We start from the raw sequence: 22,692 nt of genomic DNA on the forward strand, positions 1-22,692 counted from the left end.
CGCGCACACATATGCGCTATTTTTTCTTATTTTTTTGTAATTATTAAATAACTAGGAATTTTTATAGGCACACTAGGCACACACATACTTCAAATACTGTTCTTTACTGATGTGTAGCTTGTTCCTATGTCTGTGCCTATGCCTGTTCCTATCTCCCAAGGCACAGTATTTCTATCAAATTTTCTGTTCCTAGCTGTTCCTAGCTGTTCCTAGAATTTAACTTTTACTTTTAATAAGATGATGCACCTCTACATTTCTTTGCCATCTAAATACCTTTTTAACATTTTTATATGGTTATACATAAAAAAAGAGTTGCCCCTTTTATAATTAATAATTATTTTGAGATAACTCCTAATCAAACTCTCATTAAACTGTCTTTAATTTTTTATACTCAATTTTCATCTTCATAATAAGTGTACTCTCTATAATGTCTAAAACTTCTATTTCTAAGTCCTTAGCATGTATAGTAATTATTTTTTCATCATGAATATCCCCCTTTATAATTGTATTATATTTTTTGGGGGACATTTTTTTGTAGATTTATTGTATTTTTTCTAAATTCATATGCTTATGCTTACATAAATAAGTACAGTATATTCACTACTATTTTGTGCTTACTGTACTTATCTTCTAATTTTCTTAATATATAAGCACTAAGTCTTTTACTTATTATTTCTTATAAATGCTCTTTGAGGTCCCTATAAAGGAATCTTATTTTACCTATTCTATTTAATTATTCAGCAAAAAAATCATCTAATTTTTCACCTGATAATTCATGCTCGTACAAAATCTTCTTTTTCAATATCTAATATATACTCTCCATAATCATAATCAATATAATGGAAATTATTTTTATCCAAGAAAAAACTTCCACTATTAGATGATATACTTATTGTCATTTTATAATTTCCATGTGAATCAAATATCTGTAAATACTTATTATGATATCCACCTATATAATAATTTTCCTTGCCATCTACATAAAGCTCCTCTATAGCATATAATGGAAGTTGTTTGTTTGTAAAAATATCAAACCAAGTAGCTTTCCGATAAAAACTAACGTAATTTACCACCCCTATAACAGCAATTACCATTATTAAAATAAAGGTTATTCCAATTATTACATGATACTTCTTCCTAGTATTTTTCATAATACTCATCTTCCCTTCTTCAGTATTATCCTAATTCTTTTGATTTTATTTTTTATTTAACTAAATACAGTCATTAAAGTCTCTAGCACTATTTATAAGATCATAGGAATTTATTATATTTTCAGGTTTATTTATAATGATATACTATCTGCATTTATATCTATATCGTAGCTATGCTCTAAATTATTATCTAATAAATAAGCTTTATTTCCATATTCATAATTTAAGAGATACTTATTTATCCAGTAAATCATTATATCTTCTAAATCATAAAAATAGCCATATCCTATTTTATGAAGCTCAAAAAATTCCTTCTCTCTTTCCATACCCAGGTCTCCTAAACTTCGTTCCCATTTTACAAATTCTGATTTAATATTTCTTTTTTTATATTAATGTTATTGGGACAATATATGTATGAATAACTTTCATTAATTGTATACTTATCATAAGTAATTCTAATAATCATATTACTCTTCCTTTATTTCACCTTATATTTAATACCATATGTGCGCAGGAAATTTAATGTATTTACTTTTAGCATGATAATGATTATAATGTCCTGGTTGTTTTTTCTTATCTTCATCTCTATGATGAAGAGGTTCTCTACTAGTAACAGAGTGTGCAAGATCATATTCCCTCTTTTCACTCGTACTCCAAACAGATTTATCAAGTATAACTCTTTGAATAGCTTTATTAGATTTAATATGTAGTCCGATAAATACCTCGTTTCTCTTTAATTTTAATGAATACATTAAAACTGCCTTATAATACCCAACCTTTTTCTTTCTTAAAATTTTAGCCACATCTTTAATATAGTAGTAAGTTGCCCCTGCAACTATAAGATACGTTGTAACCTTTGCAATAGTTATTAAACTATGAATTGTTGAAGTTACTAATTATTCATTGTCCAAAGACTAAAGCTTTTGTGACCATTATTGCAAAAATAGTTTATCTTAATATTTATAATAAAAGAAAAAGAGAAAGTATTATGGATATTAATGATTTGGAAAATAAGATAAATTTTTCACCTTCATTATTAGATTAACTTAATTGTTTTAATAGTAATTTATTATTATTTAATCAATTACAGCCAAATAATCAAGAAATTATTATTCTTAGATATATCTATGGATTTTCAATAAGTGAAATATCTTGTATGTTGGAAATAAGTGAAAAGGCCTTGTCCAAAAGATTTCAAAATTGTAAGAAAAAGCTTCGAAAAGCTTATTAAAACACAAAATTGACACACCCCATCCCTAAAGCAATGAAGCGTGTCAATTAAATTCTAACTAGCTACTTTCATGTTATCTAATATTGATTGAACCTTTTTAATCTTATAAGGATTTACATCTTGTGGATTTAATGTTAACACGACATTATCCATTTTTTTCATATATAATATAAATCTTATTTCTCTTAACTTTACAGGAGTATTCTGAGTGTGTAAAACGGAAGGAAAATCTTTTCTTTCTTTTTCTCTCATCTCTTCTATTCCTTGTAAGTCATAATTAATTTCTGTTTTTAATATGTCTTTTATATAAACCTTATTTTCATAATTACAAAGGCTATATTGAATATAATCATCTATTATTGCTATATATCCATTATTTATAAAATCCACATATTTGATTTCCCCCATTTTCCCCAATTCATCTTTTATTGAATTTTCATAAGATAATCTTTCTTTAACATTTCCATCCCTATTTAAATCGTTGAGCTGAACTAATGTTACAATAAAAACTACAAATAAAAATAAATACAATATATAATTTACCATATTTTACCCCTTTATTAATTATTTACTTATATAGTAAACGTTTAATCCCAAAATTGCAATTTCAAAAGTACTGTTAATCTAAATATTTGAAATGATCAATAAATAAAGAAAAGGTTCGCATCCTTTAATGAGATACACACCTATTTTAATATCATATATGTATTAATACTATTAAAAATTTATATTATTTGTTTCTTCATTTTGTAAATATAAGTATATTCAATCATTTAAATAGATCATATTCCTTTTAAAAACAAATTTCCTTTTTATAGTTATAATTTTATCTTCATCTATACTTTTTATAATTAATCAATCACGTTTTTTACATTCTTAATCAAAAGCATTCCAACGGCACCTATGGCACAAATAGCCGTAATTATTATCCAAGCCACAAATATACCACAAGCATCTATTACATCCCCCATTATCATAGGACCTATAGCATAACCTGCACCTGATATCATGGGAAAGATTGAACTTATCCTTCCTCTATGAGATGAAGGTGTATTATTTGCAATAAAAGCCTGAGCATTTATTGCTATAAGAACTTCACCCATAGTTAAAGCTAATGTTGCAGCAAAAAACAATGCTTTATGATCTGCAAAAGCACAGATGATAAAACTCAGTCCATATAACATTCCACCAATGCTCATAATATTTAAAGTCCTATATTTTTTAGTTAAATAAGTTAATATAGGTGTAAAAATTATTACTATAAGACCATTAAATCCACCTAAAAAACCATAAAGTCTAGCTCCATTTTCATTAAACAATTCACCTAATTGAATAGGTAGTGTGAATACCCATTGACTATATGCAAATTGAAATAATAACATTATTAGAGGAAATAAAAAAAGTATTGGTCTTTTTGCAATAACACTTAATATTGACCTGTGTGAATCTTCTTCACAATCTAAAACAACTTCCTTTTCTTTATTTGGTTCTTTTATATATAGTATAATTAATAAAAGTGCAACTATAGTTGTGGCAGCATCACCTATGAAAATTAAAAACAAATAATCTTTGTATAAAAATCCTCCAATTATAGGTCCTATGGAAAATCCTATGTTAACTCCCATATATAATAATGAATAAGAATTTTTTCTATTACTTTCATCTGTTAAATCTGCATTTAAAGCATCGTAAGCAGGCATTGACATGGAATAAAAACATGAAGACAGTATCATAAATTTAGCTGTTGTGATTGATAGTGGAATTATTCCACAAATTATTAACATTAAGATGCCCAGTATCTGAAATATCGCTATTACATTTTTCCTGCCTATGGTATCTGTTAGTTTGCCACCTATAATTATACATGGCACTTGACATACAGCCATGAAAGTAACAAATTCACCTGCTTCTCCTGCGCTCATTCCCAGTTTCTGTGTAAGTATTAAAGAAATTAAAGGTTGAACAAATGCACCTAGTGAATTAACTATTTTGCCTAAAAATAATATGTATATTTCTCTAGGAAGACCTCTGTAGGTACTCAATAGTTTTTTCATTTTACCACCCGCTTAATTTGTAATCTTACTATTAATTTTAGTTTACATCTAGCTGCAATACAATTATTTTTATATCATAAGGTAAAAAAAGATCCTATAACAAGGATCTCTTCAAAATACTTATTCTTATTTAAAATTAAATCTCTAATTTGTCGAATCAGAATAAAACAATTCTTTACATTTTTTTATTAGTAACTAAATTAATATTGCTACAGGTATGGAAACTTGGTAGTATCTCTTTTGCTGCTATTTCATAATCATAATTAACTTCTACTCATATGATATGTTATAAGTAAAGATTCGTAAACTGACTTTTATAAAATAAATAATGTAAGTACATTAAATTATTTAACAATAAGTAGTGTCTCAATTAAAAATTATTATTGAAACACTACTTATTTTATATTTCTAATAATTAAATACCCTCTCTTTTAATTAAAAAACTTCTTCATTTGCAAACTTCATATTAAACTCTCTATTTTAGATTATTCTTTTATATCAATTGCAGATACTGGACAACTATCTCTAGCCTCTACTGCACTATTTTCTATACTTTCTGATATATCATCTTTAATAGCTACTGATTTTCCATCATCGTCCATGCTAAATACTTCTGGACAAATACCTACGCAAGCTTCACATCCTATACAAGTATCTTTATCAACATATGCTTTCATAATTTACCCTCCTTTATTTTATACTGCTTGGTTTAAGCAAGATTTCAAATCATCATCTGGTGTGCTTATTGGTTTTAAATCAAAAGTATCTACTAAGTATTGAAGTACATTTGGACTTAAAAATGCAGGAAGTGTTGGTCCTAAGTATATTCCTTTTATTCCTAGAGATAATAAAGCAAGTAAGTCTGCTACGGCTTTTTGTTCATACCAAGATATAATTAGTGATAGTGGTAATCCGTTTACATCAGTTTCAAAAGCATCTGCTAAAGCTACTGCTATTCTTACTGCTGAATATGCATCATTACATTGACCAACATCTAGTAATCTTGGTAGGCCCGCTACTTCACCAAAATCTAATTTATTAAATCTATATTTACCGCAAGCTAAAGTTAATATTACACAGTCTTTTGGTACTTTTTCAGCAAATTCAGTATAATAATTTCTACCTGGTCTTGCTCCGTCACATCCTCCTATTAAAAAGAAATGTCTTATTTTTCCTTCTTTTACTGCATTAACTATAGTGTCTGCATGAGAAAGTGTGGCATGATGACCAAATCCTACTAAAATTTCATGTGGCTCCTGATCTTGATCATATCCTCCCAATTCTAAAGCTTTTTCTATAATTGGAGTAAAGTCTTTTTTACCATCTTCACCTACACCAATATATTGAACTCCATCCCATCCAACTACACTTGTAGTGAATATCCTGTCTTTATACGTTTCTCTTGGTTTCATTAAACAGTTTGTAGTCATAAGTATACAACCTGGGATATTATCAAATTCTTTTTGTTGGTCTTGCCAAGCTCCACCAAAATTTCCTGCTAGATGAGAATATTTTTTAAGTTCTGGGTAACCATGGCATGGAATCATTTCACCATGAGTATATATATTAATTCCTTTGTTTTCTGTTTGCTCTAGTAGCATTTGTAAATCCCATAAATCATGACCCGAAACAACTATGAATGGGCCTTTCTTCATTTTTACATTTACTTTTTGTGGTGAAGGATTTTTATAAACTGTAGTGTTGGCTTCATCGAGTTTCTTCATAACTGCTACACTCATTTCTCCAGTTCTCATAGTCCATCTTATTAAATCTTCAACACTTAAATTATCATCAGTAGTTGCTTCTAATGCTCTTGCATAGAAGTTGTCCACTTCATCATCAAAATATCCAAGCTCCCTTGCTTGATGTCCATAAGCTGATATTCCTTTTAAACCATAGATTATAGTTTGTCTTAGAGAACGTATATCTGGATCAAGTTCTCCATCATACATAATTCCTGCTTTTTTTGCATCTTGAAGCATTTCTGCTTTAGTTTCACTTAGGTTATATGTAGCATGATCAGTATCATTGCTGATTTTTCCTACTTTTTTTCTTAGACTTTCTTTTATTTTTTGTGATTCTTTCAACATTTTCACATGAACTTCAGCGTCAAAGTTTACATTTGTTAAAGTTGTAAATAAAGAATTTTCAATAAAACTAACTATGTCTTTATCTAAATTCTCACCTTTTTCAATGATTTCTTTTGCGTAACAGCTAATTCCCTTGATTTGATAAATAAGTAAATCTTGAAGGTTAGCTATTTCGGGTGTCTTACCACATACACCCATCTTAGTACATCCCTTTCCTCCTACTGTCTGCTCACATTGATAACAAAACATTGGATATTCCATAGACATATTGTTTCCCATATTAATTACCTCCTAAATTTTATTCATTATAGTATTTACCTATTCTGTCAAAAATATAGTTATATAAATAACTAAATGTAGTTAATATTATAAAAATAGGAACTGTTTTAAATTTACTTTAATATAGTTCCCACTTTATTATAAATTAATAAAATTTTTTGCTTATTTCATTTGTAATTAAAAATTTCGAAATATACATGGCTTTTATAGTTTTTGTCAGCCTAGTGTGATTTCCTGTACCTTCCACAGCTTTTATCTTTGCTTTTTCACACTTGCTAATAATTGATGATACTGCCTTTAAAGGATGTTCAAATCTAAAAAGTATTAATTTTCCAAAGAATTTAACTTACATAGAAGAAAATGCATTTGAATATTGTACTAGTCTAATAAGTATCATTCTTCCAGAAGGATTAAATTACATAGGAGATTCCTCTTTTGGTAGATGTTCATCATTCTTGAAAAACGTTTATCTACCAAAAACAGTTGATATGCAATTTACAGATATGACAATTCTAGCAAAACATATTTATTGCAAACATACAAATTATACAAATTACAATTACTTTTTTAATAACTTATCGTAACAATAAAATGGTTTTTCTTTTCCTAGAAAGCTCATTTCTCCAACAAAATTATAACCACATTTTTTAAATAGAGAATTCATTTTTGTATTTATTGAATAAGTATCTGTTTTTAGATATACCACATTATTTTCTAATGCTAATTGTTCTGCAAAATTCATTAACTTAGTTCCTACTCCCTGATGTCTATGATTAGGATTAACTGCCATTCTGTGTATTACCATAGCTTTATCGTTTGATCCCCAGCCTAAGCCCTCATATTCTATTGGTTCAATATAATTAACACAGATGAACCCTTTTATTTCTCCATCTTCATCTTGCACATATAAATCTCCACTTTCTACATCTTTTGTAAAATCTTTAGCTTTAGGATAGTTTTCATCCCATTGAGTATTATTGTAAGTTTTCATTTCTTCTACAGTTAATTTTATTATATCCATTATATTATTTACATCATTTAAACTAGCTTTTCTTATCATTTTAAATTCTCCTTCTTATCTTTTTTTATTTTTCCAATCTTCTTCTATATTTTTGCTCATTCTTTTTATTAATTTATTAATTACTATTTTTTCTTCTTTTGTAAATCCATCTAGGCAAACTTCTATATTCTTGTTTTCTTCTTTAATTATCAGATTGTATACTTCAAGTGATTTTTCTGTAGGAAATAGCTTATATCCTCTTTTATCTGTTTCGTCTTGTCTTTTATCTACATATCCTGCTTCAATTAATTTTTGAACAGCTTTTGTTGTAGTAGTTTTATCTACTTTTAGCATGTTTGATAAATCTACAAAGTTAATTCCAGGATTCTCACATATCCTAGTCAGAAAAGTAAATTGACCTTTTTGTAATTTTAGCTCTTTGTATTTTATATCACTTATAGAATGTATTGCCCTAGATAAACTACCAATTTCTCTTAGTATGTCATTAGTTAATTTTTCTATTTTGTTCACCCTCCTTAAGTTAGTTGAAAGTTCAATTAATTACATTATACAAAGATATAGTTGAACTTTCAACTATATCTTTCGTAAATTTATTAACATATATCTTTAATACAAATTTAATATTTTCCATAATTAAAAGAATACAAAATAACGTAGAGGTAAATATAATACTAAATATAAAATAAGGAGGTAAATTATTTTGTTTAAACATGATAAAGCACTATTACATGAAGTAAAGGTAGAAAAGCCTAACCCTCAATACGCAGTTCTAATGCAAGAACAATTAGGTGGAGGTAATGGAGAATTAAAAGCTGCAATGCAGTATATGGCTCAAAGCTTTCGAATCAAGGATCCAGAAATCAAAGATTTATTTTTAGATATTGCATCAGAAGAACTTAGTCATATGGAAATGGTGGCACAAACTATAAATTTACTAAACGGTCATGATGTTGACTATAAAGCAGTTGAAACAGGAGAAGTAGAAACTCATGTGTTAACAGGATTATCTCCTGTATTAATAAATTCATCAGGAGCACCATGGACAGCAGATTACGTAACTGTAACTGGCGACTTAGTTGCTGATTTACTATCTAATATAGCGTCAGAACAAAGAGCTAAAGTTGTATATGAATATCTTTACAGACAAATAGAAGATAAATATGTAAAAGAAACCATAGATTTCTTACTTAATAGAGAAGAAGCTCACAATGCATTATTTAGAGATGCTCTTAACAAAGTTAAAGATACAGGTTCAAATAAGAGTTTTGGTGTAACTGAAGATTCAAAAATATACTTCGATTTATCTACACCAGGACCTAACCATGATAGTAAAGTTAATATTACCCCACCATCATTTGAAGAACCAATAAAAAAATAGAAATTAAGTAGAAGCATATATTTTCTATAATTGCGTAGAACTTCTACATATTAAATATGAAAAATAATATGTCATAAATTAACGACAGATTAACTTTTAGAATTAAAATTTATCCTCAAATTAATAGTAACAACTATTTTGGTCTATTCCCAAATAGTTGCTACTTGTAAGTTTTAGTTAACTTCTTTAAGGATGTAAATACCAAACATTAAAGAACAATTATCAAATTTTATTTTTTCAACTCACTAAAGGCTTTTAATATTTTATCTATATTTTCCTTTGTATAATCAAACTCTCCATCTATAGTTAATACACTATCTTCATACAAAATAATACGTTCCTTATTTTCACCTACAAATAATTTCTTTGCACCCCAATTTTTAAACTCTGCTGAATTACTGTCTTCTTTAAATAAACTATAGTCCCTTAGTTCATTATAAAGACTATCAAAGCCTTTGTCTAAAATCCATTTATAATCACTTGAAAAATACTCTATATCCAAATAGCCTTTCTCTATTCGATCAGTATAATACTTTTTGTCAATAGTATGGTAAATAGTCTGCTTAAAATAAATATCCTCTGCAAATATTGTTTTTCTTCTATCTAATGAGTTATCTATTTCACCTGCAATTTTATCATTTAACTCTGTTAAATTTAAGTTAACATTTGGCGCATCCTCTTTCAATAAAACATTTGCACCAATTGTTGTAATTAATCCTATAAGTAATAAAAATAATAAAGTAATTGATCCTACTCTTTCACACTTCATTTTTCTTTTTACTAACTTTATTGGTATTATGTACTCATTCTTATCATCATGTATATTAACTCTATATTTAAATAAATAATATATTTGTCCAATACATACTATTAAAAATGTTATAATAAATAAGACAGAAAAAAATAACATAAAAATTCTCCAGTAACTTGTTACTGTATAGTAAAAGTTTACTTTGTAATCTTCATGAATGTTCATAATAAAAATTGGATACATTACAAAATATATAAAGTTAATAGATAATCCATTTTTCATAAAAGTTTTAAAATACTTTCCTTTTGATTTTTCTTTTTCAAACATTAAGTTTTCACTATCTTCACTCTTTAGCTCCCATTTATAATTCTTCATTTGTTTTATATAGATTTCAATAGGACTTTTTCTTTTATTTCTTATTATTTCCTCCCCCTAACATGATTAAGAATTTATTTAAACAAATTTTTTAATTTTTAATACATTTATCCTATCCAAGATATTAAGTATTTAAATTTATCCCTTTCTTTCTCATTAAGCAATTTAAACTCACCTTTAAGCCCTTTTTCTTTAGCAGTTAAGTGAAAATGACATAAAGCAATACCCATATCAATTTGACTCATTTCTATTTTACCTTCATTGTATATATGAAAATTACTATTTTCTTTTACTATCCTCCAAGGCTGTTTATTCACAGCAGATGGACCTAATCTCACATTCTCCAAAACTTCCCCAAACTCCCCTGCCTCTTCATAAATCAGCGGTGTATTAAAATTATCCTTAAAAAATATGTCATTAAATTCTTTTCTTTTGTTTGTATTACCGCCAAATACTTTAGCAATAAAGGATTTCTTTTCAGCTTCAATACCTACTGGAGATACTATTGGCAAAACTTCATTATTCTTTAAATCTATGGTTTTTGCAAATTTCCCTTTATTAAAAGTTCCACCTAACCATACAGTTCCTAAACTTAGTGAAGTACAGTATAATACTACTTTTTCAAATAAGTATCCTAAATCATAAAGTCCCATTTCACTTTTATCATAAGCTGCTGTTAAATAATAAGTAGCTCCTTTTATAACTCCATATGTTCCTAATTTCGTCTCTTTATCATCGTCATTTTTTTCAATTAAATTAACTCTTATTTTTCCACCAAATATTCCTTCACTATTATTAATCTCTTTTAAGTAAGATTCTATTTTCTCTATAATATCCTTTGATAATTCAACATTTTTGTAAGTTCTTACTGAATGTCTATATTTTATTATTTCTGTAATTGATTTGTTAAAAGTATTATTCATATTAATTTTCTCTCCTCTTCTTCATATATTCCCCATACTTCAATATAACTTATTCTAATTATAACACAAAGAAAAAATAAGAATTCTATCATGCTAATCAAATTTAACACTTCTATAATAAATAAATGTAGTATAATTTTTTATATCTCATAATTGTTAATAATTTGTAAGAAAAGTTTCAACAATAGGGAATAATGAAATTAAAAGAATTTTAATAAAAATGGAGGAGTGTAATATTTATGAAATCACCCGGTATGATATCCATAGTTTTAGGAATAATAATTATTATTTTTACAGCAGTAGAATACTATAAAGGAAAAACTGAAAAAATAAATTTATTTGTAGATATAGGAAGCGGTATTTTTATTGTAACCCTTGGGTTGTTGCTATTACTTAATATAATCCCTAGCAAATACATATCATTTATTGTTTTTCCAGCAATGATTATATATTTTCTTATTGACCAAAAAATTAAGAATAAGTAAATTTTTTATTTGGAGTATATAAAATAATAAAGTTACATAATATTTAATAAGCTACAATTTATTTATCAACGGTGGATATTTATTGAATATAAAATCCAACCATAGATACTATCAATAGGCCTTAGGGTAGTGAGAGTCAAGAACTCATTTTGTTTAGGGCTACTTTCTAAATAAATAAATTGTAGTTTCATATATAAAGGGTGTATCAAAATGTACTGAGACCCAAAAGTTGGACTTTATACTGGAGTGATGTTTCATTCCAGTATTTTTATTTTATGCAGCTTTTAATTCATATTTCATTCTATAATTTACTGGACTATTCCAGTTTAATTTTTCCTTAATTCTTTCATTATTATAATAGTTAATATATTTTTTTATTGCTATTTCTAACTCTTCAAAACTTCTATAGATTTTTCCATAATACATTTCTTGTTTAATTATGCCAAAGAAATTTTCCATGGGAGAATTATCAAGGCATGTTCCTTTTCGAGACATACTTTGAAATATTTTATTATCTTTAAGTATATTTGTATACTGCTTCATTTGATATATCCATCCTTGATCTGAATGAAAAGTTCTTCGATAAGGACAGTCACTTGTAATAATAATAGCTTCATCCAAAGCATAATTTACAGACTTGAAATCTGGCCTTTCTGATAAACTATATGATAAAATTTCACCATTAAACATGTCTAAAAATGGATCTAAATATGCTTTTTTTATAGTTAATCTACCGTTTTTATTAGTTTCATATATTTTAAATTCCGTTGTATCAGTTGTTATCTTTTGATGTGGAATTGATGTATTAAATCTTCTATTAATTCTATTTTTAGCTACTTTTCCAATTGTACCTTTATATGAATTATACTTACGTGATTTATGAGAAAATGATATACACTTAAGCTCCAGTTTTTTCATAAGTCTCCTAACTTTCTTTTGATTAATAACAATACCAGAATTTTTTAATGTAGATGTAATTCGGCGATAGCCATAATTCTTGTCATTATCTTTGAAGATTTTTTTGATTTTTCCTTCAAGTTCTTCATCTGGATTTTCATCTTCAAATCTTTTTTGCCAATACATATATGTTGATTTAGGAAACTTCGTAGCTTCAAGGATAATAGATAATTTAAATTCTTTACGAAGATCATAGATTATTTTTGCTTCGTATTTGTTTTTAACCTTTCTGGAATATTCATCCCTGAAGCACGCAGCTTTTTTAGAAAAGCAAGCTCCGCTTTTAGTAATTCATTTTCACGTTCTAATTCTTGTTCTCTTGTTAGTTTTTCTTCTTTTTTATTTTTATTCATAGGTGGCATTCCTTTCCTTTTAGACAATTCGTCAACACCACCATTTGAAAATTTCTGCATCCATGCTGATACAAGTGTACTATTATTAATTCCGAAATGGTTAGCGACTTCTTGTGCACTATACTTAGTTATAATCATATAGTTTACAACATCAAGTTTAAGTTGTACAGGATAAGAAGTCTGCTTTTTCTTTGTTTTTAATGCATCTTTACCAAGAGACTTATATACACTCACCCATCTTTGAATTTGTGAAATGTTTGGAATTCCATATTGCCTTGCTATTGATTTATACCCACCTTCTCCATTTAAATATGCTGTTACAACTTTTAATTTAAAGTCGTAATTATATTTAACCATAAAAAACACCCCAATCGTTAGAATCTTGGTCCAACAATTGGGGCGCAGTACAAAATTGATACACCCTTCTGTTTTAGAATTTTATTTTATATCTAAGCAAGTGCCACTTGCTCTTCTTCTTCATAACTTTCAAATACTTCTTTATCTAAATCTCCATTTTGATGAGCAACTATAGCAGTACAAACAGCATCTCCTGTTATATTTACAGCAGTTCTAGTCATATCAAGTATTCTATCTATACCCATAATTAATGCTATACCTTCCACTGGAAGTCCTACAGAGTTAAACACCATAGAAAGAGTTATTAAACCAACACCTGGAACTCCTGCTGTACCTATTGATGCCAATGTAGCTGTTGCAATAACAGTTAAATAATCAACAAATGTTAAATTCACATGGAATGCCTGAGCAACGAATATAACTGCTACACCTTGCATTATTGCTGTACCATCCATATTTACAGTAGCTCCTAGTGGTATAGTAAATGAAGATATTTTCTTATTTATTCCAACCTTTTTCTCTAAAGTATCAATTGACATTGGTATTGTAGCATTTGACGTTGCTGTAGAAAATGCAAATCCCATAACTGGTGCAAATTTCTTTATAAATTTAACTGGATTTAACCCTGTAAATCCTTTAAATAATAACATGTAAACAACAAAACATTGTAAACCAAGTGCAAAGAACACGCTAAACATATATTTTAACATTGGCACAAAAGCATCGAATCCTATGTTTGCAAATGTTTTAGATATTAAGCAAAAAACACCTATTGGAGCAACCTTCATAACTATCATTGTCATTTCCATCATTACATCGTTAAATTGTGCAAAAAATTTAGATACCACATCTACTTTTTTACCTAATTTTGCAAGTATTATACCAACTAATATGGCAAATAAAATTATTTGAAGCATATTTCCTTCTGCTAAGCCTTGTAAAGGGTTTTTAGGTATTATATTTAATAAAGTATCAGCAAGACCAGTAGTTTCTGCTATAGTAGTTTCCGCTTGTTCTATAGCCGATATATCAAGACCTATTCCTGGATTAACCACCTTCCCCACAGATAAAGCAACTGTTATAGCAAGAGCAGTAGTTATTAAATAAAATCCTATAGTTTTAATTCCTACTTTTCCTAGAGTTTTTGTATCCCCAATAGCTGATGCTCCACATACTAAAGAACAAAATACTAAAGGAACAACAAGCATTTGCATTAATCTTAAGAATCCGTTTCCTATTATATAAAATACTCCATCTATTAAGATCTTATCTCTAAAAGTACTAGCCGGTACAAAATAATGTAGAATTATACCAAATATTGCACCTAATATTAATGATATAAAAATTTTCGTTGTTAAGTTGAATTTTTTCTTTGTATTCTCCATCTCTGCCTCCATTTTTATTAGAATTTTAATAGTCATAATATTTATCATTTAATCAATTGCAAGTTTAAATAAACCGTATTCATTCATTATGACATTTTTCATTCATTTCTCTTTTATTATGATGTTATTCTCGGCATTTCATGTGTGTCCGAGTTCTTTATTAATGTAATTATAACAGAAAATGAAATATTGTAAATATGAATATCTATATTCAGAATATTCAGTTTTTTATTATGAGCAATAAAAAACAGAGATTTCACATCTCTGCTTTTTACTTTCAAATTTTCACTTCGGAAAATTCTTATTATAAAATGGACAATTTTCATGAAGGCACTCTTTATTGTAGTGAGATAAGGTGCATAATAAATCACTTCTCTCAAGTTCTATCCCCATATATTCTTTAGTCCATTCAATTGCTTCTAGAATCGCATGACGAGAAGTTCTTTTACAGCACCTAACTGCATTTTCTTGTGCTATTCTATTTATGGTTCTTGAAACTAGTTTCTGTGACTTATTCCAAGACATACTGTTAAGGGGCGAAGAATTAGTAACTATGCTACCATAAATTCCTGCACCAACGGCTGCACCACAAGTCCCCCAAAAACCACAAATACCACCAGGAGCTTGTTTTCCTCTTTTTAAAGCGGTTTCAATAGCTGACCATAAATCAATAGTACCTCCACTATTTTTATATGCAGTCAATAAAACACAAGGGACAATACTATGATGTTCTGGTCCATGCATATTTACAGATTTTAAATTTTCTATTTGAGACAACAGTATCATTGGATTTGTTTCTTTAGAGTTCAGTAATAATTCAACAAATTCATTAGTATTAGTGTGACAATCATCGCAGACATAATGACCTTGACTACAAATAGTTGATGAGATAAAATTTTTATTACAAATTGAACAGGTATGTGAGGCTTCTTTTTCAAGAATAATAATTGGTTCTCCACAAATCAAACATCCAGATTTATGAAATCTTTCTTCCATAATATAATCATCCTTCCTTTATATATAATTACTTATAAAATTACATTTTTTGTAATAATTAATTTAATTGTAGCAGTAGAAATTATAAAGGTCAAAATAACCTTGCTTTAGTTCAAAATAAAAAGATAGCTTTTAAATTATCTTTATAAATAGCCAAAGAGGTTTACTATAGTTAATATTGTGTAATAAACTCTTTTTTTAGACAAAATTCTATTATTTACCAAATATTTTATTGTATAATATACTTAAATATTTAAAATTAGGGGGAGCAAATGAATAAGTTAAGAAAAATAGCAATCACTTTGTCAATACTTACTTTTACTTTTATTTTTCTGAGAAATGCAACAACTATAGTAGATGCAGATTCACCACAAATGGAAAAAGTAGATAACTACGGCGATCTTTCCAGTGAATTATCAAATCTTATAGAAGAAAATCAAGAAAAGACGTCTTCAGACTCAAAGTATTCCAGTAAGCGTTTAATTGTAAAATCAAAAATCTATAATTTAAATCTAGATAACTTTGGTGCAAAAGATATTATATCAGGCCCTGACAATTTATATTTTTTACAGTTTGATAACGAAAAATCAACAAAAGAAGCTTTTGAAAAACTTAATTCAAATATAAATGTAAAATATGTTGAACCTGATCTAGAATTGGAAATCGAAAATACACAAAGGGTTAATGAATATACTTTATCAAAAATCTCATTTAATTCTTGGGGTATTGAGCACCTTCAAATAGATAAGTATGCCAATTCTTTATCTAATACGTCAAAAGAAATCACTGTAGGTGTAGTTGACTCTGGAATTGTAAACCATCCTTTTCTTAATAATAGAATTTTAGACAATGGTTGGGATTATTTGGACAATGATGACACTCCCAACGACCTAAACGGCCACGGCACTGCCATGGCTGGTGTACTTGTAGATTCTACACCAAATTTAAATGTTAAAATTTTGCCTGTAAAAACTTTTGGCAGTGACGGTAAAGGTAGTACATCCAATATAGCTCTAGGAATAATATACGCCGTAGACAATGGTGCTGATGTATTAAACTTAAGCTTTGGTGGAGCTCATCATTCTTTTTTACATGATGCCATAGAATATGCTCTTAAAAATAATGTGGTTGTCGTTACTTCAGCTGGAAACGATAGTGAAAATGTGTCTTATTCATGCCCAGCAGATATGGATTCAGTAATAGTTACTTCTGCTTCCACTCAATCAAATGAAATAGCATACTTTTCAAACTATGGCAACACAGTTGATGTGGCTGCACCAGGATATGAAATATTAACTTGTTCTTATAAAGGTGGTTATACTAAAGAAAGCGGTACTTCTTTATCAGCTCCTCATATTTCTGCCATTGCTGCACTAATAAAGCTAGCTAATCCAAATATGACTCCTACAGAAGTTGAATCATTAATAATTTCAAGTACTGATGATTTCGGTGAAAAAGGTTGGGATAAATATTATGGATATGGAATTCCTAATATGAGTAAAGCGTTAACTTACCAAAAGATAAGTTTAAATAATAAATTAAAGTATAAAACTATTTCTTCTCAAGTTTATACAGGTAACTATATAAAGCCTGATTTGGGAGACTTATATTTATCAGAAACTAAATTAGTGAAAGGTGTAGATTACAAAGTAGAATATAGTAACAATAAGTCTGTAGGAACAGCTTCTATTAAAATAACAGGTCTTGGAAATTATTATGGTGAGCACACTGTTAAATTTAAAATTATACCTAAATCAGTTAATAGTTTTGATGTAGAAAGTTATACCACATCACAGGTAACTCTTTCTTGTAAGCCTGTAAGAGAATCTTATGGTTATGCAATTTATAGATATAATTTTAAATCAAAAAAATATGATAGAATCGCCACAATAAAAGAAAATCCAAAATCTAATTCTGTTCGTTTTACTGACAAAAATAGAGCTTCAGGTACTATTTATAATTATAAAATCAGAGTAATTAAGAAAGTTAACAATGATTATTATTATAGTGCTTACTCCAAAGCTAGAGTTGTAACAAAATTATCTAAACCTTATATTACACTAAAATCATCTAAATCAAATGTTAATCTCTCTTGGAAAAAAGTTAACAAAGCAACTAAATATAAAATATATAGATCAACTTCTAAAAATGGTACATATCACTATATAGGTTATGCAAAAGGAAATAAAACTATATATACAGATAAAAAAGTAACTAAGGAAAGAACATATTATTACAAAGTAAGGGCTGTGAGAACTGACAATAAAAAAGATTATTACAGCTATTACAGTACAATCAAAAGTATAAAAGTCAAATAAAAAATTACTGGGGTCTCCCAGTAATTTTTTTAAAAATATTTATCTACAGTTATTACACAATTATACAAAGGATTCATTTTCTTAATTTCTTCAATTAAATGATTTTTAAGTTCTTCTTCCTTATCCTTTGTATTAATATTATGAGCATCCACTTCAATATCAAATATAAGGTTTATCTTATTTTCTCCTTCAGTAATTCTAAAATCATGCATAGATTTTACATCATCAAATTCTAAAAGTATATTTTGAACTTTTCCTTTAACTGCATTTATTTTATCATCATGAATACACATTGGATCCATATGAATAACTAAATATATATTTAGTTTTTGTGAAATTTCTCTTTCTGCGCTATCTATAATCTCATGTATTGTTATTAGATTAATATTTGAAGGTATTTCTGCATGAATAGATGCCATACATCTTCCCACACCATAATTATGAATTATTAAATCATGAACACCAATTATATTATCATAAGATAAAACTCCTTGCTTAATTGCTTTTACCAATTCTTCATCTGGCGCTTCTCCAAGAAGTGGGCTTATTGTCTCTTTAACTAAAGAATAACCAGCATATAATATGGCTACTGAAACAACTAAACCTACATAACCATCTATTGGTAATGTGGTGAATTTTGCAGCTAAAAATGAAATTAATACACAACTAGAAGTAAATACATCCCCAAGAGCATCTACTGAAGCTGCTTTTAATGCAGATGAATTTATTTTTTCTCCCACATATTTATTAAATCTACTAAGCCAAAATTTTATTATTAAAGATAAAAGTAATAAAATGAATGGTATTATTTCAAAAGTTATTGGTACAGGGTTCATAATCCTATCTACAGATGTTTTTATAAATTGAACACCTACAAGCATAACCATAAATGCAACTACTAATGCTGATAGATATTCCATTCTTCCATGACCAAAAGGATGTTCTTTGTCTGCTGGTCTATTTGCCAACTTAATGCCTATCATAGTTATTACAGAAGATGCCATATCTGATAAGTTGTTAAAACCATCCGCTGTAATAGAAACACTCCCACTTATAAATCCTACAGTAATTTTAACAATTGATAATACTAAGTTGCATATAATTCCTACTATACTACCCATATATACATAGGCATTTCTAGTTTTTTCATCTTCAGTATTTTCATGATTTATTATGAATTTTTTAGTTAAGTATTCTGAAATCATTTTTCTCTCCTTTTTAACAAATCTTCTTTTATTTATATTATTCTGCTAATATTATAATAATATATGGTAATGTTTTTTGTCAAAAAATAGAAATAATGTCATTCTAATATAAAAATTTAAAATAAAAAGACTATAGGCATATTTGTTTTTACAAATGTACCTATAGCCTCTTATATTTTAATTGCTTAATTTTTATTCTTCAAATAATATATCAGTTAATTCTTCATCATACTTTTCAACCAATTCTTCATTGTCGTGAATTACTGCAAGTTTTAATTCTTTCAATAATTTTTCTATTTTTCTATATTTAAAATCATCTTTATTTATTTTAGAGCTTTTAATTTTCTTTTCTGCCAGCTCAACAGTGCTTTTAACTCCTGATGCCAAATCATAATCTAACCATTCATCTACTTTAAATCTTTCATACAAATTTTCGTCTACTAATGCATCTTGTGGCAACTTAATCAATTGGAAATTGTCTATAATTTTATTAATTGAACCACCTGTGCTCATTATAGTAGCCTTCACTTCTAGAATTCCATTTAAATCATAATCAAATTGGACTTCTATACTCTCTTCTCCTGCTCTACCCTTTGGTACTCCTTTTAATAAAAAGTCTCCTATCTTCGTATTGTCTTCTGCCAACTCTTCATTTCCTTCATAAACTTCTACCCTTACCTCTTCCTGATTATCTACTGCAGTGTAATATACTTTCTTTTTACAACAAGGTATACTACTATCTATTGGAATTATACAATCAAAGGCACCACTAATTACTTTTCCATCCCCTATTTTTATTATACTTGTGCCTAGATTATAACTACATTTATCAGTTATAATAAGATTTTCTTCACTAGTAATTTGATTACTTTTTATACCTGCTTGAATTGCAGCTCCCATGGCAACAGCTTCATCTGGATTTATTCCTGATATAATTTTACCCTTAAACTTGCTTTCCACCAACTGTTTTACAGCAGGTATTCTACTAGATCCACCAACTAAAAGTACAGTATCAATATCTTTTGCCTTTAAGTTGGCAGCTTTTAAGGCTTCATCAATTTTTTGTGTAGTTCTTTCAACTAAATCTTTTGTTAATTCATTGAATTTGTCTCTTTTCAACTCAATACTTATAGATACAGGTTTATTATCAATAACCGTAATAAAAGGTATATTTATAGTTGTTGATAGTTGATTTGATAATTCTTTTTTTGCATTTATAGCCGCTTCTTTTACTCTTAATTTTATGCTTAACTTATTTTGAACATCTAGATTTTTATATAAATTTTGATTATAAATTCTTTCAAATTCCTTTTCTATGTATTTTTCAATTCTACTATCAAAATCCTTTCCACCAAGTCTATCATTACCTCTACTTGATTTAACATCTAAGATACCTTCAAACATTTCTAAAATGGATACATCAAAAGTACCTCCACCAAGATCATAAACAAGGATTTTTTCTTCTTTGTCTGAATTATTAATACCATAAGCCATGGCTGCTGCTGTAGGTTCATTTATAATTCTCTCTACTTTGAGGCCTGCCATTTCTCCTGCAAGTTTTGTTACCTTTCTTTGAGAGTTGTTGAAACTAGCTGGTACAGTTATAACAGCTTCCTCCACTTCTTCTCCCAAATAATCTTCTGCATATTTTTTTAGCTCTTTTAAAATTAAGCTAGATATTTCATGGGGCATATATTCTTTTTCCCCCATAATAATTTTAGTGTCTGATCCCATAAGTCTTTTTACTTCTGCCACTGTTCTATCAGGGGATGGTATCAACTGATTATAAGCCACCTGCCCCACAATAACAGTATTATCTTCTTTCTTTCCAACTACTGAGGGAACAATTCTATTTCCAAAACAGTCTGGAATAATTTTCGGTTCATCATTTTCTATGTAAGCTATCTCCGAAGTAGTTGTCCCCAAGTCAATTCCAATTATCTTTCCCATTTTATCTTCTCCTTATCATATCATTTTAAGCAACGGATATATCTGCAGCCATAGCAAAGATATATCGTTGGCGCCATGAGCCTACCTTGCTATAATTACTGAAGCAGGCCTTATAACCTTGCCTCTAAGCATATATCCCTTTTCAATCACAGCAATAATTTCCTTACTTTCTTTTAAAATATCGTCTTCCACTGCAATACATTTATGTAATTCTGGATTAAAAAATTCTCCCATGGATTTGATTTCAACTAAGTTGATTTCACTTACTTCTTTACTAATAATTTTTTTCATTATACTCAAGTTATATGAAAACTCCTTATTATCTAAATCTGCTATAATCTTATAAAAACTATCTATTTGGTCTAAAATTAAAATTATTTTCCTGTAAATTTTTATCTCGTTACTTTTTCTTTCTTCAATTTCCTTTTTTAGTTTAAAATTTTCCTTATTATTTTTGTTTAAATCTTCTTTTAAGGACTCCATAGACATTATGCTTTTTTTACTATTTTTATTAATTATTCGTAAATCACTTTTCATATTCATAATAACTTGAATCAAATCTTCCATATTACACTCTTTCTTTACCTCACAGCCCTCACTCAACATCTACTCCTCCTTATAAAATCCTTATACTTATCAACTTATTTAATATATATGATTGATGATGAAAATTATTTTATATATAATCTAATTAATTAAGAAATATTAAAATTTAAGGAGGTTTTATTATGACTCTTATGGAAGATTTATTATTAAAAGGTTATATAGATGAAAATCTAGAGGAAAATGTGGAAAATGCCACAGCTGATTATTTAATGAGGCTATTTATTTACTGCGCCAAAGCAGACGAAAAAATCTCATCTAAAGAAAGAGATTATATAATAGATTATTTCGAATCTTTTGACATGAATAATAGCGAAGACACTTGGCTATTTGCACAATACGATTATGGAAGGTTTCATGACTATACCAAAGAAACAATTATCTCTCTTAAAAAATCCATCGGTAAACTTCTAGATAAGAAAAATCTTGATTTTAAAATTCTTTCTCATCTCATAACTTTATGCTTAATAGACAATGAAGTATTAAACGACTCTCAAGCTGAAATAATAAGTGATTTTATAAATGTATTTAACCTAGATGCTAACTCTTGTGACAAAATTTACGATAAAGTATTAAAAGAAAAAAATAAGAAAATTAAAGAAAATGAAAGTGTAGATGACTTGAATGAATGTTATAAAATACTTGGTTTAAGCAAAAACTGCACAAAAGAAGACTTGAAAAAACAATACGCATATCTGACTAAAAGTTACCATCCAGACAAATATAACAGAGAAGAAATGCCAGCAGAAGTTAGAAAAGAGTTAGAAGATACATATAAAAAAATAAATTTAGCTTATGATAGACTGAGGGATATTTTTTAAATTTTTAAG

24 protein-coding genes are annotated in these 22,692 nt (G+C 27.9%); 6 read left to right on the forward strand and 18 right to left on the reverse strand.

The window, feature by feature from the left end:
* Positions 1 to 366 precede the first annotated feature (366 nt).
* From TVTCOM_RS10920 to TVTCOM_RS10935, 4 genes are all read right to left on the reverse strand, one after another.
* Positions 367 to 528 (reverse strand): hypothetical protein, encoded by a 162-nt coding sequence (locus TVTCOM_RS10920; RefSeq protein ID WP_434796307.1) that lies wholly within the window; start codon positions 526 to 528, stop codon positions 367 to 369.
* Positions 529 to 773: 245 nt separating this feature from the next.
* On the reverse strand, positions 774 to 1,151 hold the full coding sequence (locus TVTCOM_RS10925) for a hypothetical protein (RefSeq protein WP_434796308.1): 378 nt from the start codon (positions 1,149 to 1,151) through the stop codon (positions 774 to 776).
* A 131-nt stretch (positions 1,152 to 1,282) separates the two neighbouring features.
* Complete coding sequence (locus TVTCOM_RS10930; protein ID WP_434796309.1) at positions 1,283 to 1,477, reverse strand: hypothetical protein; 195 nt, start codon at positions 1,475 to 1,477, stop codon at positions 1,283 to 1,285.
* A 168-nt stretch (positions 1,478 to 1,645) separates the two neighbouring features.
* A complete protein-coding gene (locus tag TVTCOM_RS10935) occupies positions 1,646 to 1,954 on the reverse strand; it encodes a hypothetical protein (protein ID WP_434796310.1) in 309 nt (102 codons plus the stop codon).
* A 308-nt stretch (positions 1,955 to 2,262) separates the two neighbouring features.
* Between TVTCOM_RS10935 and TVTCOM_RS10940 the strand changes: the two genes are divergently transcribed.
* Positions 2,263 to 2,382: a sigma factor-like helix-turn-helix DNA-binding protein gene (locus TVTCOM_RS10940; protein ID WP_434799735.1), complete on the forward strand. Its 120-nt coding sequence runs from the start codon at positions 2,263 to 2,265 to the stop codon at positions 2,380 to 2,382.
* A gap of 54 nt (positions 2,383 to 2,436) precedes the next feature.
* On the opposite strand, the gene TVTCOM_RS10945 is transcribed toward TVTCOM_RS10940, so the two are convergent.
* The 4 genes from TVTCOM_RS10945 to hcp form a co-directional block, all read right to left on the reverse strand.
* Positions 2,437 to 2,928, reverse strand: coding sequence for a hypothetical protein (locus TVTCOM_RS10945; RefSeq protein WP_434796311.1), 492 nt, complete (start codon positions 2,926 to 2,928; stop codon positions 2,437 to 2,439).
* Positions 2,929 to 3,233: 305 nt separating this feature from the next.
* A complete protein-coding gene (locus TVTCOM_RS10950) occupies positions 3,234 to 4,436 on the reverse strand; it encodes an MFS transporter (RefSeq protein WP_434796312.1) in 1,203 nt (400 codons plus the stop codon).
* A 485-nt stretch (positions 4,437 to 4,921) separates the two neighbouring features.
* Positions 4,922 to 5,113, reverse strand: coding sequence for a ferredoxin (locus TVTCOM_RS10955; RefSeq protein WP_434796313.1), 192 nt, complete (start codon positions 5,111 to 5,113; stop codon positions 4,922 to 4,924).
* An 18-nt stretch (positions 5,114 to 5,131) separates the two neighbouring features.
* The gene (gene hcp / locus TVTCOM_RS10960) at positions 5,132 to 6,805 is read right to left on the reverse strand and encodes a hydroxylamine reductase (protein WP_434796314.1); all 1,674 of its coding nucleotides are present in this window, start codon (positions 6,803 to 6,805) and stop codon (positions 5,132 to 5,134) included.
* A 272-nt stretch (positions 6,806 to 7,077) separates the two neighbouring features.
* Here hcp and TVTCOM_RS10965 point away from each other — a divergent pair, with 272 nt between their 5' ends.
* On the forward strand, positions 7,078 to 7,389 hold the full coding sequence (locus TVTCOM_RS10965; protein WP_434796315.1) for a leucine-rich repeat domain-containing protein: 312 nt from the start codon (positions 7,078 to 7,080) through the stop codon (positions 7,387 to 7,389).
* Here the strand turns inward: TVTCOM_RS10965 and TVTCOM_RS10970 are convergent.
* Positions 7,365 to 7,865: a GNAT family N-acetyltransferase gene (locus tag TVTCOM_RS10970; protein WP_434796316.1), complete on the reverse strand. Its 501-nt coding sequence runs from the start codon at positions 7,863 to 7,865 to the stop codon at positions 7,365 to 7,367. The genes TVTCOM_RS10965 and TVTCOM_RS10970 overlap by 25 nt on opposite strands.
* Positions 7,866 to 7,880: 15 nt before the next feature.
* Complete coding sequence (locus tag TVTCOM_RS10975) at positions 7,881 to 8,336, reverse strand: MarR family winged helix-turn-helix transcriptional regulator (protein WP_434796317.1); 456 nt, start codon at positions 8,334 to 8,336, stop codon at positions 7,881 to 7,883.
* Positions 8,337 to 8,526: 190 nt separating this feature from the next.
* Between TVTCOM_RS10975 and TVTCOM_RS10980 the strand changes: the two genes are divergently transcribed.
* Positions 8,527 to 9,204: a manganese catalase family protein gene (locus TVTCOM_RS10980; RefSeq protein ID WP_434796318.1), complete on the forward strand. Its 678-nt coding sequence runs from the start codon at positions 8,527 to 8,529 to the stop codon at positions 9,202 to 9,204.
* 229 nt (positions 9,205 to 9,433) lie between these two features.
* Here the strand turns inward: TVTCOM_RS10980 and TVTCOM_RS10985 are convergent, their stop codons facing one another.
* Positions 9,434 to 10,330: a hypothetical protein gene (locus tag TVTCOM_RS10985; RefSeq protein WP_434796319.1), complete on the reverse strand. Its 897-nt coding sequence runs from the start codon at positions 10,328 to 10,330 to the stop codon at positions 9,434 to 9,436.
* A 107-nt stretch (positions 10,331 to 10,437) separates the two neighbouring features.
* The gene (locus TVTCOM_RS10990) at positions 10,438 to 11,253 is read right to left on the reverse strand and encodes a nitroreductase family protein (protein WP_434796320.1); all 816 of its coding nucleotides are present in this window, start codon (positions 11,251 to 11,253) and stop codon (positions 10,438 to 10,440) included.
* A gap of 239 nt (positions 11,254 to 11,492) precedes the next feature.
* Here TVTCOM_RS10990 and TVTCOM_RS10995 point away from each other — a divergent pair, with 239 nt between their 5' ends.
* Positions 11,493 to 11,738 carry a hypothetical protein gene (locus TVTCOM_RS10995; protein WP_434796321.1) on the forward strand — a complete coding sequence of 82 codons (246 nt, stop codon included), beginning with the start codon at positions 11,493 to 11,495 and terminating at the stop codon, positions 11,736 to 11,738.
* A gap of 273 nt (positions 11,739 to 12,011) precedes the next feature.
* Here TVTCOM_RS10995 and TVTCOM_RS11000 read toward each other — a convergent pair.
* From TVTCOM_RS11000 to TVTCOM_RS11010, 3 genes are all read right to left on the reverse strand, one after another.
* Positions 12,012 to 13,405, reverse strand: a protein-coding gene (locus tag TVTCOM_RS11000) for an IS3 family transposase (protein ID WP_434796322.1) whose coding sequence is annotated in 2 segments (ribosomal slippage) — positions 12,012 to 12,946 and positions 12,946 to 13,405 — 1,395 coding nt in all. Because the reading frame shifts where the segments join, the coding sequence is not laid out codon by codon here.
* 92 nt (positions 13,406 to 13,497) lie between these two features.
* Positions 13,498 to 14,790: a dicarboxylate/amino acid:cation symporter gene (locus TVTCOM_RS11005; protein WP_434796323.1), complete on the reverse strand. Its 1,293-nt coding sequence runs from the start codon at positions 14,788 to 14,790 to the stop codon at positions 13,498 to 13,500.
* A gap of 285 nt (positions 14,791 to 15,075) precedes the next feature.
* The gene (locus TVTCOM_RS11010; protein WP_434796324.1) at positions 15,076 to 15,786 is read right to left on the reverse strand and encodes a DUF5714 domain-containing protein; all 711 of its coding nucleotides are present in this window, start codon (positions 15,784 to 15,786) and stop codon (positions 15,076 to 15,078) included.
* A 272-nt stretch (positions 15,787 to 16,058) separates the two neighbouring features.
* Between TVTCOM_RS11010 and TVTCOM_RS11015 the strand changes: the two genes are divergently transcribed.
* Positions 16,059 to 18,104: a S8 family serine peptidase gene (locus TVTCOM_RS11015; RefSeq protein ID WP_434796325.1), complete on the forward strand. Its 2,046-nt coding sequence runs from the start codon at positions 16,059 to 16,061 to the stop codon at positions 18,102 to 18,104.
* 29 nt (positions 18,105 to 18,133) lie between these two features.
* Here TVTCOM_RS11015 and TVTCOM_RS11020 read toward each other — a convergent pair whose 3' ends face one another.
* The 3 genes from TVTCOM_RS11020 to TVTCOM_RS11030 all read right to left on the reverse strand — a co-directional run bounded on the left by TVTCOM_RS11020 (position 18,134) and on the right by TVTCOM_RS11030 (position 21,865).
* Entirely contained in the window at positions 18,134 to 19,309 is a 1,176-nt protein-coding gene (locus tag TVTCOM_RS11020; protein WP_434796326.1) for a cation diffusion facilitator family transporter, read from the reverse strand.
* A gap of 192 nt (positions 19,310 to 19,501) precedes the next feature.
* Entirely contained in the window at positions 19,502 to 21,259 is a 1,758-nt protein-coding gene (locus TVTCOM_RS11025) for an Hsp70 family protein (protein ID WP_434796327.1), read from the reverse strand.
* Between the two features lie 81 nt (positions 21,260 to 21,340).
* A complete protein-coding gene (locus TVTCOM_RS11030) occupies positions 21,341 to 21,865 on the reverse strand; it encodes a nucleotide exchange factor GrpE (RefSeq protein ID WP_434796328.1) in 525 nt (174 codons plus the stop codon).
* Positions 21,866 to 21,987: 122 nt separating this feature from the next.
* Here TVTCOM_RS11030 and TVTCOM_RS11035 point away from each other — a divergent pair, with 122 nt between their 5' ends.
* Complete coding sequence (locus tag TVTCOM_RS11035) at positions 21,988 to 22,683, forward strand: J domain-containing protein (protein ID WP_434796329.1); 696 nt, start codon at positions 21,988 to 21,990, stop codon at positions 22,681 to 22,683.
* The last annotated feature ends 9 nt before the right edge of the window (positions 22,684 to 22,692 follow it).

It is taken from the genome of Terrisporobacter vanillatitrophus (assembly GCF_051148895.1).
Taxonomy (GTDB): domain Bacteria; phylum Bacillota; class Clostridia; order Peptostreptococcales; family Peptostreptococcaceae; genus Terrisporobacter; species Terrisporobacter vanillatitrophus.